Annotated in this window: 14 protein-coding genes; 9 read left to right on the top strand and 5 right to left on the bottom strand. The window is 53.3% G+C overall.

The genetic code is table 11. The features are described 5' to 3' along the window. The first annotated feature begins 3 nt into the window (after positions 1–3). The 4 genes from Q4E93_RS22350 to Q4E93_RS22335 all read left to right on the top strand — a co-directional run bounded on the left by Q4E93_RS22350 (position 4) and on the right by Q4E93_RS22335 (position 6,041). The gene (locus tag Q4E93_RS22350; RefSeq protein WP_303589080.1) at positions 4–468 is read left to right on the top strand and encodes a response regulator; all 465 of its coding nucleotides are present in this window, start codon (positions 4–6) and stop codon (positions 466–468) included. Next, positions 453–1,931, top strand: a complete 1,479-nt coding sequence (locus Q4E93_RS22345) for a hybrid sensor histidine kinase/response regulator (protein ID WP_303589078.1) — start codon at positions 453–455, stop codon at positions 1,929–1,931. The genes Q4E93_RS22350 and Q4E93_RS22345 overlap by 16 nt, the downstream gene beginning before the upstream one ends. A gap of 59 nt (positions 1,932–1,990) precedes the next feature. Continuing rightward, positions 1,991–2,497: a redoxin domain-containing protein gene (locus Q4E93_RS22340; RefSeq protein ID WP_303589075.1), complete on the top strand. Its 507-nt coding sequence runs from the start codon at positions 1,991–1,993 to the stop codon at positions 2,495–2,497. A 163-nt stretch (positions 2,498–2,660) separates the two neighbouring features. Next, positions 2,661–6,041 carry a sensor histidine kinase gene (locus Q4E93_RS22335; RefSeq protein ID WP_303589073.1) on the top strand — a complete coding sequence of 1,127 codons (3,381 nt, stop codon included), beginning with the start codon at positions 2,661–2,663 and terminating at the stop codon, positions 6,039–6,041. 55 nt (positions 6,042–6,096) lie between these two features. Here Q4E93_RS22335 and nagA read toward each other — a convergent pair whose 3' ends face one another. The 3 genes from nagA to Q4E93_RS22320 are packed head-to-tail and all read right to left on the bottom strand — an operon-like array spanning position 6,097 to position 8,563. Beyond that, positions 6,097–7,209, bottom strand: a complete 1,113-nt coding sequence (nagA, locus tag Q4E93_RS22330) for an N-acetylglucosamine-6-phosphate deacetylase (protein WP_303589071.1) — start codon at positions 7,207–7,209, stop codon at positions 6,097–6,099. A gap of 11 nt (positions 7,210–7,220) precedes the next feature. Further along, positions 7,221–8,072: a nitrilase family protein gene (locus Q4E93_RS22325; RefSeq protein WP_303589069.1), complete on the bottom strand. Its 852-nt coding sequence runs from the start codon at positions 8,070–8,072 to the stop codon at positions 7,221–7,223. Between the two features lie 11 nt (positions 8,073–8,083). Then, positions 8,084–8,563 (bottom strand): regulatory protein RecX, encoded by a 480-nt coding sequence (locus Q4E93_RS22320; RefSeq protein ID WP_303589067.1) that lies wholly within the window; start codon positions 8,561–8,563, stop codon positions 8,084–8,086. 145 nt (positions 8,564–8,708) lie between these two features. Between Q4E93_RS22320 and dnaN the strand changes: the two genes are divergently transcribed. The 5 genes from dnaN to Q4E93_RS22295 all read left to right on the top strand — a co-directional run bounded on the left by dnaN (position 8,709) and on the right by Q4E93_RS22295 (position 13,208). Beyond that, positions 8,709–9,824 carry a DNA polymerase III subunit beta gene (dnaN, locus tag Q4E93_RS22315; protein WP_303589065.1) on the top strand — a complete coding sequence of 372 codons (1,116 nt, stop codon included), beginning with the start codon at positions 8,709–8,711 and terminating at the stop codon, positions 9,822–9,824. Between the two features lie 154 nt (positions 9,825–9,978). Continuing rightward, on the top strand, positions 9,979–10,203 hold the full coding sequence (locus Q4E93_RS22310) for a putative signal transducing protein (protein WP_303589063.1): 225 nt from the start codon (positions 9,979–9,981) through the stop codon (positions 10,201–10,203). Between the two features lie 24 nt (positions 10,204–10,227). After that, on the top strand, positions 10,228–11,130 hold the full coding sequence (locus tag Q4E93_RS22305) for an alpha/beta fold hydrolase (RefSeq protein ID WP_303589061.1): 903 nt from the start codon (positions 10,228–10,230) through the stop codon (positions 11,128–11,130). A gap of 47 nt (positions 11,131–11,177) precedes the next feature. Further along, positions 11,178–12,062 (top strand): sterol desaturase family protein, encoded by an 885-nt coding sequence (locus Q4E93_RS22300; RefSeq protein ID WP_303589059.1) that lies wholly within the window; start codon positions 11,178–11,180, stop codon positions 12,060–12,062. Between the two features lie 96 nt (positions 12,063–12,158). Beyond that, positions 12,159–13,208 (top strand): Abi family protein, encoded by a 1,050-nt coding sequence (locus Q4E93_RS22295; RefSeq protein ID WP_303589058.1) that lies wholly within the window; start codon positions 12,159–12,161, stop codon positions 13,206–13,208. 12 nt (positions 13,209–13,220) lie between these two features. Here the strand turns inward: Q4E93_RS22295 and Q4E93_RS22290 are convergent, their stop codons facing one another. Both Q4E93_RS22290 and Q4E93_RS22285 read right to left on the bottom strand, forming a co-directional pair. Beyond that, positions 13,221–14,201: a transglutaminase family protein gene (locus Q4E93_RS22290; RefSeq protein WP_303589056.1), complete on the bottom strand. Its 981-nt coding sequence runs from the start codon at positions 14,199–14,201 to the stop codon at positions 13,221–13,223. Between the two features lie 44 nt (positions 14,202–14,245). After that, positions 14,246–15,178, bottom strand: coding sequence for an alpha-E domain-containing protein (locus Q4E93_RS22285; RefSeq protein ID WP_303589055.1), 933 nt, complete (start codon positions 15,176–15,178; stop codon positions 14,246–14,248). Positions 15,179–15,197 lie beyond the last annotated feature (19 nt).

Below are 15,197 nucleotides of genomic sequence, written 5' to 3'. Positions count from 1 at the left end.
CATATGAACTCTGTAGACGTATTATTGGTAGAGGACAACATGACGGACGCAGAGCTTGCTATCCGTGAATTCAGGAAAAACCGTCTTGCCAACAACCTGGTCCATGTCAAGGATGGAGAGGAAGCGCTGGACTTCCTGTTTGCCCGGGGGAAATTCGAGGCCGTGCGGGACGTCGCATATCCCCCGAAAGTTGTGCTGCTCGATATCCAGATGCCAAAGGTGAATGGGATCGAAGTGCTGAAGAGGATGAAGGAGGATGACCGTACGAAGGCGACGCCCGTGGTCATCCTGACCTCCTCCAAGGAAGATCCGGATATACAGCAATGTTATGCCCTGGGGGTGAACAGCTATATCGTGAAGCCGGTGAATTTTGAAAGGTTTGCGGAGGCGATAAAAAACCTGGGATTCTATTGGCTGCTATTAAATCAACCACCGCTGCAACAGCAAGCACCATGGCCGACACATTAAAGATATTAATGCTGGAAGACGATGCGGGCGATGCGGAGATCATTCAACGATTGCTGCAAAAGGACATCCCGTCCGGCGTCTTTTGCCTGGCAATGACAAAAGAGAAGTTCTTACAGGAACTGGAACATTTCCAGCCGGATATTATCCTGGCGGACAATTCCATGCCCCAGTTCGACGCGAGAGACGCGTTACAGGTCGTACGGCAACGGTCGGACGATGTTCCTTTTATCCTGGTGACGGGCACCGTCTCAGAAGAATTTGCCGCGGGCATTATCAAGGCGGGCGCGGACGACTATGTTTTGAAGGACAGGCTGCAAAGATTGTCCGCCGCCATTGAAACGGCGATCCGGCAACACCGGGTGGAGAGGGAAAAGCAGGAGGCCATGGAATCCATCCGGAGATCGAACGAACGTTTTCAGACCATTTCAAGGGCGACCAAAGATGCCTTATGGGATTGGGACCTGGTGACGGACACGATATGGTGGAGCGAGAATTTCTTTACCCTGCTGGGTTATGATCCGGCGCAGCCCGTCCCTGCGCTGGAAGAATGGACGGGCCGGATACATCCGGATGACAGGAAAAGGGTCATATCCAGGCTTCGGCAGGTGAAAGCATCCGCTATCTCCTGGGAGGACGAGCTGCGGATATTGCTTCCGGACGGCAAATACGGCACCGTGCTTGACCGGGTGTATACGCTGCGGGATGACACGGGAAAAGCCGTCCGGGTGATAGGGGTATTCGTGGATATCACGGAGCAGAAAAAACTCATCGCGGAAAAAAGGAAGATGGAAGAAGAGCGGCTGAGAAGCCGGCTTGAGCAGCAAAAGGAGATCACCCGGGTGATCCTGCAAACGCAGGAGATGGAACGGAATACGCTGGGACGGGAATTACACGACAATATCAACCAGATCCTGGCTTCCGTAAATTTGAAGCTGGGGTATTACCTGGAGGAGCCCGAAAACAACCTCGACATCATTGAAAGCTGCCGCCAGAGCCTGGTGAAAGCCATCCAGGAAGCCCGAAACCTCTCTCATCACATGGTGATGCCGCGTTTCTCGGAAAAAGACCTTCGGGACGAACTGGGGCATTTGATCGAGAATTACAATTATAACCAGGTGGTTGAGCTGGATGCGACCACCATGCAGGAAGAGCTCCTTCCCCCGCCCGTCAAGGAAACCCTTTTCCGCATTGTGCAGGAACAGCTGAGCAATATCTACAAACATGCCAAGGCCAACAGCATCATGATCCGGCTTAGCACTGCGCTCCGGAGCGTGACCCTGCTGATCATCGACAATGGGGTCGGGTTCGACGTACAGCAAAAACGGAAGGGCATCGGGATCACCAATATCTTTAACAGGGTGGAATCCTACAACGGGAAGGCGGATATTGTATCTTCCCCCGGGAAGGGATGTACCTTATCCGTTGTGATACCCCTCTCCGGCAAAGTCCATCGTCTTCCTTAGCCCCCAGGCCGGCGGATGCCTCCGGCTGTGCCCGGAATTTCGTATTTTTAATGTCGCACATGCCCCCTGTCAGCAAAATATTCCTGCTTTGTTCTTTTCTCACACTGGCTTTTATCGCCGGCGTAAGGGCGCAAGACGCTTTGGATTCCGTGCAGCTGAGGAATGTGAAAGGAAAGACGGTGAGCTATGCTTCGGTGAAGGGAGGCATGTCCCTGGTGCTCGTGTGTTTCTGGTCGGTCAATTCGGAGGTTTCCATCCGGGAAGTGACGGCTATCAGCCAGCAATGGGCCAGGATGAAGCATCCGGTGCATTTTACGGTACTGGCGCTCTGTGTGGACCAGGGCAACCTGCTCAGCCACATGCGGAATACGGCTTTTCAGAATGACTGGGCCTTCGAGGTATATGGGGATGTCAATGGTGATCTGCAGCGGGCGTTTCATTATACGAACCCTCCTTTGTCCCTTATCGTGGATAAGGGAGAGGTGGTCTATCAGCAATCGGGTTTCGAGCCCGGAACGGAGCAATATCTTTTTTCCAGGATACAATCGCTGGCGGCGGGGAAATGAGATACCGTGCGCTGCATGTTTTGCGACGAATACAGCCGGATAGATATGTATTACTAAGGATAACCATTATTTTTCCAAGGAATCTCCCGCACCCGGGCATAGGAACCGGCAACCCGCGTTTAGATCAACGATCTATCACTCTGCCGCAATAAAATATTATCTTATGTCCTGGCGACGTCCTTGCACGAAGGTCTCCCGGTGCCTGTTCTGGCTTTTGTTCTCTCTGACAGGCACAACGGCCTTTTCCCAAAAGCAGCAGATAAGGTTTACCCACCTGAGCACAGAACAAGGGTTGTCCCAGAGCAATGTCACCTGCATCCTGCAGGATACCCGGGGGTTCATGTGGTTTGGCACCCGCGACGGGTTGAATAAGTACGACAGCTACGGGTTTACGGTCTATAAGAATAAGGCGGACGATGCGGCCAGCATCAGCAATAATTTTATCACCAGCATCATAGAAGATAAAAATGGAGCGCTATGGATCGGCACCTGGGGAGGAGGGATCGACCGGTTTGACAGCAGGAAGACTAAATTCGACCGTTATAGCCATGATCAACGGCAAAGTGGCGGCCTTTCCAGTGATTTTATCAATAGCCTGCTGCAGGACAGCCGGGGAAACATATGGATCGGGACGAATGGAGGGGGCCTGGATATGTTGGATCCTGCGACGGGTAAATTTACCCACTACGTGTACAACAGTCACGATCCGGGCAGCATCAGCGCCAATGACATCACCCATATCTTCGAGGACAGCCGTCACCGTATATGGGTGGGTTCCTCGCAGGGGGGGCTTTGCCTGTTCAATCCCCGAGACCATTCCTTTACCCGCTTCCTGCACAATGACAAGGACCCCGCTTCCCTCGCGCTGAATGCAGTCTGGAGGATCTTCGAGGACAGCCGTCACCGGCTGTGGATTGGCACCAGGGGCGGGGGATTGGACCTGATGGATCTTTCGAATCATACATTCCGGCATTTTAAGCATGACCCGAACAATCCCAACAGTCTTGCCCGCGACATCGTATTCAGCCTGGCGGAAGATGACAGGGAAAATCTCTGGATCGGCACGGAGAATGGCGGGCTGAGCATTCTGCATCTTCCTACCGGAGTTTTTAGCAATTACGTACAGGATGATATCGACCATACCAGCCTCAGCAATAATTCCATCCACTCGCTCTATAAGGATAGCCGGAACAATCTGTGGGTGGGCACTTATAGCGGGGGGATCAATTTGTACAATAAGCATGCGAACCTGTTTACACGGTATGCGCACAGCACCGACCCCGATGGGCTGGGCAACAACAGTATCCTGCATTTCCACGAGAGTCGCAATGGCCTTGTCTGGATCGCCACGGACGGCGGAGGAGTAGACCTGTTCGACCCGAAAAAAGGGTCCTTTCAACATTATACGCACCGGCAGAATGACCCGAACAGCCTCTGCGGGAATTATGTCATTTGCGTACAGGAGGATCCGGATAATAACTTATGGATGGGCACCTGTATGGACGGCACTACGGTGTATGATCCGTCAAAGCATACGTTCCGGCACCTGAAGAAAGGCGCTGCCCCCTCCTCCATCAGCGGCAATAATGTGCTGGCGATGGTGGTGGATAAGGACAAGGACATGTGGATCGGCACTTACGGGGACGGGCTGAACCTGTACGAGCGGAAGACAAAGCAATTCCGGTGTTTCCGGAACGACAGCACCCGCGCCAATTCCCTCAGCAGCGACCGGGTGGTCACGCTCCTGCAGGACAGCAAGGGATACCTGTGGATCGGCACCTTCGATGGCGGAGTGGACAGGCTCGACAAGCGAACCGGCACTTTCACGCACTACCGGCACTCGGACAACAGCCACAGTCTCAGCAGCAATTCCATCCATCATATCTACGAGGACAGCCACGGCCGGATATGGATCTGTACCACCGTGGGGTTGAACCTGCTGGACCCGGGGACAGGCCTTTGTACGGTGTATGCCTCGAAGGATGGCCTGCCCAGCGATATTGTCTTCGGCATCCTGGAAGATAACAACGGGAAATTCTGGATCAGCTCCAACGGGGGCCTTTCGCGTTTCGACCCGGCGACCCGGACCTTCACCAATTTCTCGGCGGCGGATGGGCTGCAGTCCAATGAGTTCAAAGCCCATTCCTGCTTTAAGAGCACCACCGGCGCCCTGTATTTCGGAGGCGTCAACGGTTTCAACGTTTTTTACCCGGACAGCATCAAAGCCGCCGCGTTCGACCCGCCCCTGCTGGTGACGGGCTTCCAGATCTTCAATAAGGAAGTCCCCATTTCCGACCTGAAAGGCGCCTCTCCCCTGCAGCAGTCCATCACCGATACAAAAGAGATCACGCTGTCGTACAAAAGCGCTGTCATCTCTTTCGAATTTGCCTCCCTGAACTATACGGTCCCGGAAAAAAAGCAGTATGCTTATATGCTGGAAGGGTTCGATAAAAAATGGAATCATATAGGATCCAGGCGCATGGCCACCTATACTAACCTGGACCCGGGCGCTTATGTCTTCAGGGTCAGGGGGCTGACCAATGATGGAAAATGGTCGGCGGCCACCACGAGCATCCTGCTTACGATCACACCTCCTTTCTGGCAGACCTGGTGGTTCAGGCTCCTGGCAATCGTACTGGTCACCGGCAGCGTCGTTGCTTTCCACCGGATCCGCATGGGTATCGTCAAAGCGCAGAAGAAGAAACTGGAACAGCAGATCGCGGTACTGCTGGATAAGGCGGTGGCGCAGGGAAAATATGAGATCGCCTCGGATGTGCTCCATGACATTGGCAACGCGGTGGTGGGCTTTGGGTCTTACCTGACCCGTATCCGGCGATTGCTGGAGGAGGACAGTCCCGACAAGCTGGAAAAGCTGGCCGGCTTTTTTGAAGCGCAGCGGCACGAGCTGCTGACGGCCATCGGCGAACCCAAGGCCGGCGCCGTGATAACATTGCTGGGAAGCATCGCCAAGACGCAGCGGCATCACCGGGAAGAAATGCGTAACTCCATTACCGAGCAGCTGAATATCATTTCCCAGATCCAGGAGATCCTGAATATCCAGCGGCAGTATATCTCCGGCCAGGAGTCGCACGAGCGGAAGCCTGTGAACTTCAGGACCGTCATCAACGATTGCGTCTCCATGCTTTTTGCTTCCGTGGATAAAAGCAGCATCGCGATCTCCCTGGATCTTCCCGAAGAGCCCCCGGTGATCAAAGGCGACCGGACCCGGCTGATGCAGCTGATCCTGAACGTGCTGAAGAACAGCATCGAAGCCATGGATATCGATGCCGCCATAAAGACCATCTCCCTGCGGATGCACAAGCAGGACGGCCTCCTGGTCCTGCAGGTCCGGGACAGCGGCAGAGGATTTGATGAAGCCACCAGCGCGCGGCTGTTCCAGCGGGGATTTACGACAAAATCTTCCGGCTCGGGGCTGGGCCTGTATCATTGCCGGACCATTGCGGAAAGCCATGAAGGCGTCATCGATCTCACCAGTGACGGACCAGGAAAAGGGGCGCTTGCCACTATCCGGTTTGGTTTGTAGATGGCTATGCGCCTGAAGTGTGGGCTTTGCATGCTGTTATCGATCAGGCTCGGGATCAGGCGTCTCCGTCCACGATCACCTGCAGCAGATTGAGCTGATCGTCGAGCAGGATGAGGTCCGCCCGGGCGCCGGCCTGGATGCTACCCCATTTTTTCTCCCATCCCATCAAGGTGGCTGGATAGAGCGAGGCCATGCGGAGCGCTTCGGGCAGGGGGATGCCTACTTTTTCCACGCCATTCTTTACTGCCTGCAGCATGGTGAGTGCGGAGCCGGACAGTGTTCCGTCGGGAAGGGTGAAGCGATCGCCTTTGAAGACGTGCACATATTCTCCATATTGCACTTCGGCAACGGCGTCCGTGATGAAAAACAGGCGGTCGCCCATGATCTTTTTGCTGATGCGTACGGAAGCGAAATCCACGTGAATGCCATCGCAGACGATGCTGCAACGTACATCGGGGTTGTCATAAATGGCGCCGACCATGCCGGGCTCCCGTCCCTGCAACGGGGACATGGCGTTGAAAAGATGGGTGGCGGCGGGGATCCCCTGGTAGAAGCCGTCGATGGCTTCTCCATAACGGGCGTTGCTGTGGCCGGCGGAGACGACGATATTGTTTTCCAGGAGCAGTGCGATACATTCCCGGTCGCATTGTTCCGGCGCCAGGGTCATCATTTTAAAGATGCCTTTACCTTTTTCCAGGAGCTGGCGGATCTCGGCGACAGTGGGTGTTTTGATACATCTTTCGATGTGGGCTCCTTTTTTAGCGGGATTGATGTACGGACCTTCCAGGTGGATGCCCAGCAGGCCTTTACCGCCGCCGGCCTGGTAGTTGCGGGCCACTTCCATGCTTTGCAGGAATTTTTCTATCGAGTTGGTGGCGAGGGTGATGAGGAATTGCGTGCAGCCCCCCTGCAGGCAGTATTCGTAGACGGCTTCCAGTGCGTCCGTGGTGAGGTCTGCGGAGAAGAGGCGGCCGTTGCCTCCATAGATCTGGAGGTCGATGAAGGCGGGTGCGAGCATGTAGCCGGGGAGCTCCTTTGTTCTATAACCGGGGGGGATGTCATTGATGGGTACGATGTCGATGATCTTGCCGTCATTGACGAGGACGGCCTTACCTGTTTCGATGGTGTGTCCTGTGAAGATCTCGCGGGCGATGAGGGCGGTGGACATGGGTCGGTGGTTTAGGGTTCGATAGTAAACTGGTCGGCATCTTGCCAAAAAGGAAACCGGGTGCGGACCTCTTCCAATTTTTCCGGCTGTAAAGTACAGGTAAAGATCGACTCTTCCTTCGGTGCGTGGTATAATACCTCTCCGAGGGGGTCGACGACCATGGAATCGCCGCTGTGGTAAATATTATTCCCGTCTTTCCCTACCCTGTTGACGCCGACGACGTAGGCCTGGTTTTCGATGGCCCGGGCCTGGAGGAGGGTCTTCCAGGCGTGGTTGCGCCGTTCGGGCCAGTTGGCGACATAGACGAGGAGGTCGTATTCGGGTTCGAGGGTGCCGGGGGTAGCGCCGGGGGGTAGCGAGGCCAGACCTGTCGTGGATGGTTCGAGGGGTTCCTGCAGCTGCTGACGGGACCAGACGGGAAAGCGGAGGTCGTAGCAGACCAGGAGGTTGACCTTCCATCCATTGACGGAGGCGATCAGGCGTTTGTGGCCGGCGGTATAGTGTTCGTGCTCGCCGGCATAGGCGAAACGGTGCCTTTTGTCATAGATGCCGTATTGGCCATTGGGGAGCATCCAGATAAGGCGATTGTAGTACCGGCCTTTTTCTTCGATGATCAGGCTGCCTGTGAGGATGACCTTTTTGCGGGCGGCCGTTTGACTCATCCAGGCGACGGTGGGGCCGCTCATGGGCTCTGCCAGGGCTTCGGGCCGCATGCTGAAGCCGGTGCTGAACATCTCCGGCAGGATGACCAGGTGGGTTTTTTCGCTTATGGCGTCGATCTGCGCACCGAAGCGCGCCAGGTTGGCGGCCTTGTCTTCCCAGCGGAGGTCGGGCTGTATGAGTGTTATGGTAAGTGGAGGCATGCGGTGTAAATTTACATATTCTCCTCTATTTGGGCCAGGGCTGCCTGTATCCTGTCGGTCTCATAGCCTTTCCGGACCAGGTAGGCCTGTACTTTCTGGCGGCGAAGGAACGGTTCTTCATTTTTCAGGGATTCCCATTCTGCCTCTGCCAGCTTAGCCAGTGCGCGGGCGTAGTCGTCCTCGCTGATGGCGGCGAGGGCTTTTTTGATGCAATAATCTCCCACCTGCTTTTGCCTGAGCTCGTAACGGATCTTCACCTTTCCCCAATGTTTCAGGCGGAACCGGCCGCCGGCGAACTGGACGGCAAAGCGTTCTTCATTAAGGTAGTTGTCTTCGATGAGCTGGGACAGGGCGGTTTCCACGTCATTTTTTCTTAGTCCGAAGCTGTAGAGCTTTTCCTTTACCTCGGAGTGGCAGCGCTCCTGGTAGGAGCAGTAATGCCTTGCTTTCTGAAGGGCCTGGTCGGGGGACAATTGTTGCCGGCGGATCATTCGCTGCAAATTTACGAACAATCCGGAGGTGGCCGGCCGGGTTAGTCACAAAAAATTAACAATTGGAGGAACGGGGGTCCCCGCCCGGCCGAATAAGTTGGCCATTAACCAAAAATCAGTAGTTTCGCCTCAAAGATACCATTCCATGAAGTTTATCGTTTCGTCCTCGGCTTTATTGAAACAATTGCAACAGATCAGCGGCGTCATCAATGCGAATACCGTCTTGCCAATCCTCGAAGATTTCCTGTTTGAAGTTGAAAAAAATAAGCTGACCGTAGTCGCCACCGACCTGGAGACCGTCATGAAAGTCCACCTGGAAATTGAAGCCAAGGACACCGGTAAAGTCTGCATCCCTGCCAAGATCCTCATGGACTCGCTGAAAAATATTCCCGACCAGCCCCTGACCTTCAATATCGACAAGCATTTTGCGGTGGAGCTCACCAGCGACAACGGAAAATATAAGGTCATGGGCGAAAATCCCGATAATTTCCCGAAAGAGCCTGCCACGGACGAGACCACTTCTTTTACCACGACGTCCTCGGCGCTGGTGACGGCTATTAACAAAACCTTGTTTGCCGTGAGCAGTGACGATCTGCGTCCCGCCATGACGGGCGTCTTCTTCGAAATGGATAAGAAGGGGCTGCAATTTGTAGCGACGGATGCACACCGGCTGGTGCGCTATAAACGCACGGATGTCAGCTGTCCCAAAAGCGACAGCCTGATCGTGCCGAAGAAGCCCCTGAACCTGTTGAAGTCAGCCCTGCCTTCCAACGAGGACGAGATCACCATCAGCTATAACAGCAACCATCTTTTCGTGTCGCATGGCACCACACAGATGAGCTGCCGGCTGATAGACGCCCGATTCCCTGATTATAAAGTGGTCATTCCCGCAGACAACCCCTATAAGCTCGTGGTAAGCCGCAACGATTTTCAGAGCGCCCTTCGCCGGGTGAGCATTTTCAGTAACAAGAGCACGAACCAGGTGGTGCTGAATATCCAGGGCAGCGAATTGCAGCTGACGGCCCAGGATGTGGATTTCTCTTTCGAGGGGAACGAGCGGATGAAATGCCAGTATGACGGGGAAGATCTTGCGATCGCCTTCAATGCACGCTTCCTGATCGAGATGCTGGGATCTACGGATTCGGACGAGGTGCGGATGGAATTGTCTACGCCTACGAAGGCCGGGATCATCAAGCCGATGGAGCAGGATGAGAATGAGGAGGTGCTGATGCTGGTGATGCCATTGATGCTGAACAGTTAAGATTGTTAACTTTTTGAAATATGTGCCTGACCGAAATGTCAGGCCTTTTTTCTGTCTACGGGTGATATAAAATTTACCCTTCGACAGAAAACCTCATATGATGGGCCTTCGGCCAGCGAACCTGTGGTTCGCTTTTTTTTTGTAAATTGGGGGTATGGATTTTGTTCAATTGCGATCCTTTGACAATTACATCTCTGCGCACATTTCCCTCACCATGCTGCAGGATGCTGGTATCAACTGTCACTTGCAGGATGAACATATCATCACACTGGATCCCTTCCTCAGCCCGGCGCTGGGAGGTATGAAGCTGATGGTGTATCCCACCCAGGCCGAGCGGGCCGTCGAGCTGCTGGAGCAGGTCGACCGTTCGGGGCATTAGGTTTGCTTCCTGTACCATAAACGCATGTTATTAGATAGCTCAAGGACACTGGAGATCTCCACCGGGGTCACAACGATCTTTTTGCGTAAGCTGGGTACGGGACCGGGTTTGTTGCTGCTGCATGGTTTTCCTGAGACCCACCTCATGTGGCGGGATGTCGCCCCTTTACTTGCGGCAAATTTTACCGTGGTCTATCCTGACCTTCGCGGGTATGGCGGCAGCGGTTGTCCCGTTTCGGACCCGATGCATACGCCTTATACCAAGCGGGCGATGGCGGAGGACATGGTTTCCGTGATGGAGCAGCTTGGCTTTTCCCGCTTCTCCGTGGCAGGGCATGACCGGGGGGGCCGCGTAGCCTACCGGCTTGCGCTCGATCACCCGGACCGGATCGACAAGCTGGCGGTGCTCGATATCATACCTATCGGCGAAGCCTGGGACCGGGCAGACCGGCAGCTTGCCACTTCCTTTTGGCCATGGTCGCTCCTGTCGCAGCCGGCGCCTTTCCCGGAGCAGCTGATCGCCGGCGCGCCTGAGGCCATCATCGAAGATGCTGCCACGCATTGGGGATCGCCCGATGTCGTTTTTCCGCCTTTTATAAGAGCCGCGTATGTCGAACCCCTGCGGGATCCGGCGCATGCGCATGCCATATGTGAAGAGTTTCGTGCGGCAGCCACCCTGGATTATGAACATGATCATGAAGACATGGTGCACGGGCGGCGGATCGATTGTCCGGTGCTGGTGCTCTGGAGCGCAGATAATGCGCTGGATAACTGGTATGATCCCGTTGGCGGCCCCCTTGCAATCTGGCGGGGATGGGCAAATGACGTGCGTGGACAAGCGATCCGCGGCGGGCATTTTTTTCCTGAAGAGGCGCCGGAAGAGACTGCCGAAGCGCTGAAGCTCTTTTTTTCCGCAGGCGGCGCATAGCGGTTTTTTTTGTAACTTCCTGTTAAACGATATGCAGGAGCGTTGCTATGGAAAAGCTTGCCTATTATTTCGACCATATTCAGCCCTGGGAGCGCAGCGTGATCATCGCCGGGGGCCTGGTATTATTCTGGATGCTGGAAGGTGTGGTGCCACTGGTCCGATTCCGATACCGTAAGGTGCGTCACGCGGGTCTCAACCTCTTCTTTACGCTGACGACCATTATCATCAATTTTGCCTTTGCCACGCTGATCGTCCGCGCCAGCCAATACGGTAGCGTGCATAAGATGGGACTGCTGTATGTCGTCCACATGCCCCTTTGGCTATTTACGGTGGCGGGCCTCTTGCTACTGGACCTGATCGGGGCATATTTTATCCATTGGCTGCAGCACCAGGTGAAATGGATGTGGAAGTTCCATTTGATCCATCACAGTGACGTCTGGGTGGATACGACCACCGCGAACCGGCATCATCCGGGAGAAAGCGTCTTCCGGGCCGTCTTCACTTTGCTGGCTGTCGTCATTACGGGCGCTCCGTTGTGGCTGGTGTTTTTCTATCAAGCTTTGTCGGTGCTGCTGTCCCAGTTCAACCATGCCAATATTTCGCTGCCGAAGCGGCTGGATAAAGCCATCTCCTGGTTCATCGTGTCTCCGGACATGCACAAGGTCCATCATCATCACGTGCAGCCCCTGACGGACACCAATTACGGGAATATCTTTTCTATCTGGGACAGCCTGTTCGGGACCTTTGCTTACGTGGAGGATACTCGGTCGCTGCATTATGGGATCGACACTTACCCTGCGGAGGAAGAGCACAACCGGATGGGCAAATTGCTGCAAATGCCGTTTGGGAAGTACCGGCCACCGGCCGGTGGGAAGTTTCGGGAAAGAGAGGCAGCTGAAGGCAAAGGATCCGAGGATGTGTTAGTTGATTGATTATCAATGTGATTATTGGGGAGATTCACACTCATGTTCCTGGGAGGTCTTTGCCTGTGATTTTTTTATGCATGGACTAAAGAAAATATTACCTTTGTGCTAACAGTACTCACCACGCTACCCATCAGAACAGCGTCCCAGGGTGAGTCTTTTGCTTTTATAACGTTCCACATTCAAGATAGTGTCCTTCCCAGAGAGCAAGTCAAGGCTTGTCGGGAAGGTTTTTTTATATATACAGCTATGATATATAATAAGCAGGAAACATCCATTGAGGATCAAATAGCTCAACTAAAAAACAGAGGATTGCAGATCTCTGATGATTCCATGGCCAGACATTACTTATCTAATATCAGCTATTACCGCCTTGCCGGTTATTGGTGGCCCATGCAGGCAGATAAGATTAATCATATTTTCAAGCCCAATAGCAGATTTGAAGATGTCATTGCCTTGTATAATTTTGATAGAGAACTAAGATTATTATTCTTTGATATTATCGAAAGAATTGAAATTGGGCTCAGGACAAAAATGATCTATCATCTTTCACATGAGCATGGACCGTGGTGGTTTCAAAAGTCTGAATTATTTATAAACACGAGAGAATACATAAAAACAATAGCAGCTATTGAAGAGGAGTTAGACAGATCAAAAGACATATTCATTAAAGACCACATAAAAAGATATAAGTCCGATCTCCGATTCCCTCCTGCCTGGAAGACATTGGAAATAACAACTTTTGGCAGCTTGTCTAAATTATATGGCAATCTAAAGCCGTCTGTTAAATCAAAAGATATTATAGCGGCAGAGCTAAACACAGTAAATCATACGTTTTTACCAAGCTGGTTATTATCGATAGCCCAAATCAGGAACATCTGTGCTCATCATGGGCGATTATGGAATAAGAACCTTCCTGGAAGGCCGAATCTTCTCCCCCGCCCTCCTGCACCGTGGCTTAAAAATGTGCCTCCGGTGAATGAGCATCACATGTTATATATACATGCTAGTTGTATGAAGTATCTGATAGATGTCGTTAGCCCCGGACATTCTTATAAAATGAAGTTGGCGCTTCTATTTCAAAAGTATCAAAATGTTGATTTGAACGCGTTGGGATTCCCTGGCGACTGGGAAAATGAGCCATTATGGCATTAGAATTGTCTCATACTATTGCTGTTGCTGTTGCTGTTGTTGCTGCATCATCTCCATATAACGACGATAAGAATTCTGTTCCCCTGAAGCGTTACCGTTGCGTACGGCCTGCGGAGTCAGTATCGTCGTCGTATCTTCCGTGGTTTTTCCACTCTCATAAGATACGGATACGCCCACTTCGAGGGTTTGTCCGGCTGTCCCTTTGTACGTGCCTTTTACAGGCGAGCAGTCGGAGAAGCTGCGACCAACGGCCAGGCGTACGTGGAGATCGTCTGCAATGCAATTATTGGTGGGGTCCAGGCCTACCCAGCCATTGCCGGGGATAAAGGCTTCGATCCAGGCATGCGTAGCGCCTTCGCCCCGCATGCCATTCTTATTGGGGCAGATGTAGCCGCTGACATATCGGGCGGGGATGTTGATCTGCCGCAGGAGCACGAGCAGGATATGGGCGAAGTCCTGGCAAACGCCTGCTTTCAGCTTCCACACTTCATCGGGTGTCGTCTCCACGGTGGTGACGCCTTTGATATACTTGAAATTATCGTAAACGTAGGTCCTTAGCTCCTGTGCAACCTGCAGGGGCGTGAGGGTAAGCTTGTCTTCGGGACGGGCATGGTCGAGAAGCTCTGCCAGGGAAGCGAATTTTTCCTGTTTGAGAAAATCTATATAGGGCACCTGCCAGCGGATGTCCCGCAACGCGGCCCACTGCTGCTCCAGGGGAGCGTCGTCCACCAGCGGGGGCCGGGGCTTCGTGATCACTTCCAGCCTTGAGTCAATAATAAGATTTGTGTGCGATTCGGCATTGGTGAAAGACCCTATCTCATTGCCGTAATAATCCTTGTAGATGTCCACCATGGGGTCGCCGGTGATGGTGATATCCTGCTTCAGCACTTCCTGGTATTCGTCCTTGATGGGAAAAAGAACGATCTGGTTGGCGCTGTCCCTCACCGGACCTTCATAGGTGTACTTCGTAATGTGGTGGATGCTAAATCGGGGCATGGGGTAAAAATAAGCAAAATCGGGTAATGGCGCCGGGAGAGTATTCATGTGTACGCAAAGTAGTGTTGGTTAAGCGCAATGCCTACCTGGTAGAGATCGTCCTTTATTCCATTGAGGTAGGTGTGGAGGCCCTGGGCCATGATGGATTCCACGGTGGAGTACCGGACCTTGCTTTTGATCTTGCCGATCATAAAGTCGATGTGCCTGAAAGCCTCCTGGTTACGCTCCCCTTTCAGCCTTTCGAAATAGCGGTGCAGCTGACCCGCCGAGTAGAGGATGGAGCGGGGGAAATCTTCATTCAGCACGGTCTGCTCCACGACATTCCGTGCGTCGAAGCCGCTGCGATAGGTCTTTAGGTAGAGCTCATATCCTGAAATGGACAGGAGCAGGTATTTCCAGTAAGTCGTATCCGTCTTGGCGAAGTCGTAATTCATGTCGCTGAACTTCACGTCGAGGATATCAGCCGACTGTACGCCCCTTTCCAGGTATTTGCCGATGTTGATGAAAGCGTAGCCCTCCCCCCTGGCCATGGTGACATCCAGGGTACCGAAATAGATCATCCCTTGTTTGATGAGGATGTCCAGGATGGAGATGGGGTCTTCCCGCTGGAGGTCGTGGTTCAGCTTTTCATCGCGGATGGTGTGGTAAAAGTCGTTCAGGCATTGCCACAGCTCTTTGGTGATGTGGTCCTGTACGCTGCGGGCATTCTCTCTGGCGCGGGTGATGATATTCAATACGGAATTACTGTTCTCCCTGTCTGTCACCATGTATTGCAGCACGGCCCGGGTGTTGTGCGCCATCCTTGTCGCGCCTTCCTCGTCGACATAGCTGAAGATGCGGAGTACGGGCTTCCAGGAGAACTCCTGTATATCATCCTGGGAGGAGGCATAATTTATTCTTAGCATCCGGAGGATACCATCTGTGCGCTCCATATAGCGGCTCATCCAATATAAACTGTCAGCGACTCTGCTCAGCATGTTCTTTGTTTTTTCTACG

Source organism: Flavitalea plasmicola (assembly GCF_030546645.1).
GTDB lineage: Bacteria > Bacteroidota > Bacteroidia > Chitinophagales > Chitinophagaceae > Puia.
The sequence above is the reverse complement of the archived record's forward strand: the minus strand, read 5'-3'. Positions and strand labels throughout refer to the sequence as shown.

Bases quoted from the DNA above. Each gene is read 5' to 3' on its own strand.
- Q4E93_RS22350 (WP_303589080.1), top strand. From the start codon at position 4: ATGAACTCTGTAGACGTATTATTGGTAGAGGACAACATGACGGACGCA.
- Q4E93_RS22310 (WP_303589063.1), top strand. From the start codon at position 9,979: ATGGATTTTGTTCAATTGCGATCCTTTGACAATTACATCTCTGCGCAC.
- Q4E93_RS22300 (WP_303589059.1), top strand. From the start codon at position 11,178: ATGGAAAAGCTTGCCTATTATTTCGACCATATTCAGCCCTGGGAGCGC.
- Q4E93_RS22320 (WP_303589067.1), bottom strand. From the start codon at position 8,563: ATGATCCGCCGGCAACAATTGTCCCCCGACCAGGCCCTTCAGAAAGCA.
- Q4E93_RS22305 (WP_303589061.1), top strand. From the start codon at position 10,228: ATGTTATTAGATAGCTCAAGGACACTGGAGATCTCCACCGGGGTCACA.
- Q4E93_RS22335 (WP_303589073.1), top strand. From the start codon at position 2,661: ATGTCCTGGCGACGTCCTTGCACGAAGGTCTCCCGGTGCCTGTTCTGG.
- Q4E93_RS22325 (WP_303589069.1), bottom strand. From the start codon at position 8,072: ATGCCTCCACTTACCATAACACTCATACAGCCCGACCTCCGCTGGGAA.
- dnaN (WP_303589065.1), top strand. From the start codon at position 8,709: ATGAAGTTTATCGTTTCGTCCTCGGCTTTATTGAAACAATTGCAACAG.
- Q4E93_RS22340 (WP_303589075.1), top strand. From the start codon at position 1,991: ATGCCCCCTGTCAGCAAAATATTCCTGCTTTGTTCTTTTCTCACACTG.
- Q4E93_RS22290 (WP_303589056.1), bottom strand. From the start codon at position 14,201: ATGCCCCGATTTAGCATCCACCACATTACGAAGTACACCTATGAAGGT.
- nagA (WP_303589071.1), bottom strand. From the start codon at position 7,209: ATGTCCACCGCCCTCATCGCCCGCGAGATCTTCACAGGACACACCATC.
- Q4E93_RS22285 (WP_303589055.1), bottom strand. From the start codon at position 15,178: ATGCTGAGCAGAGTCGCTGACAGTTTATATTGGATGAGCCGCTATATG.
- Q4E93_RS22345 (WP_303589078.1), top strand. From the start codon at position 453: ATGGCCGACACATTAAAGATATTAATGCTGGAAGACGATGCGGGCGAT.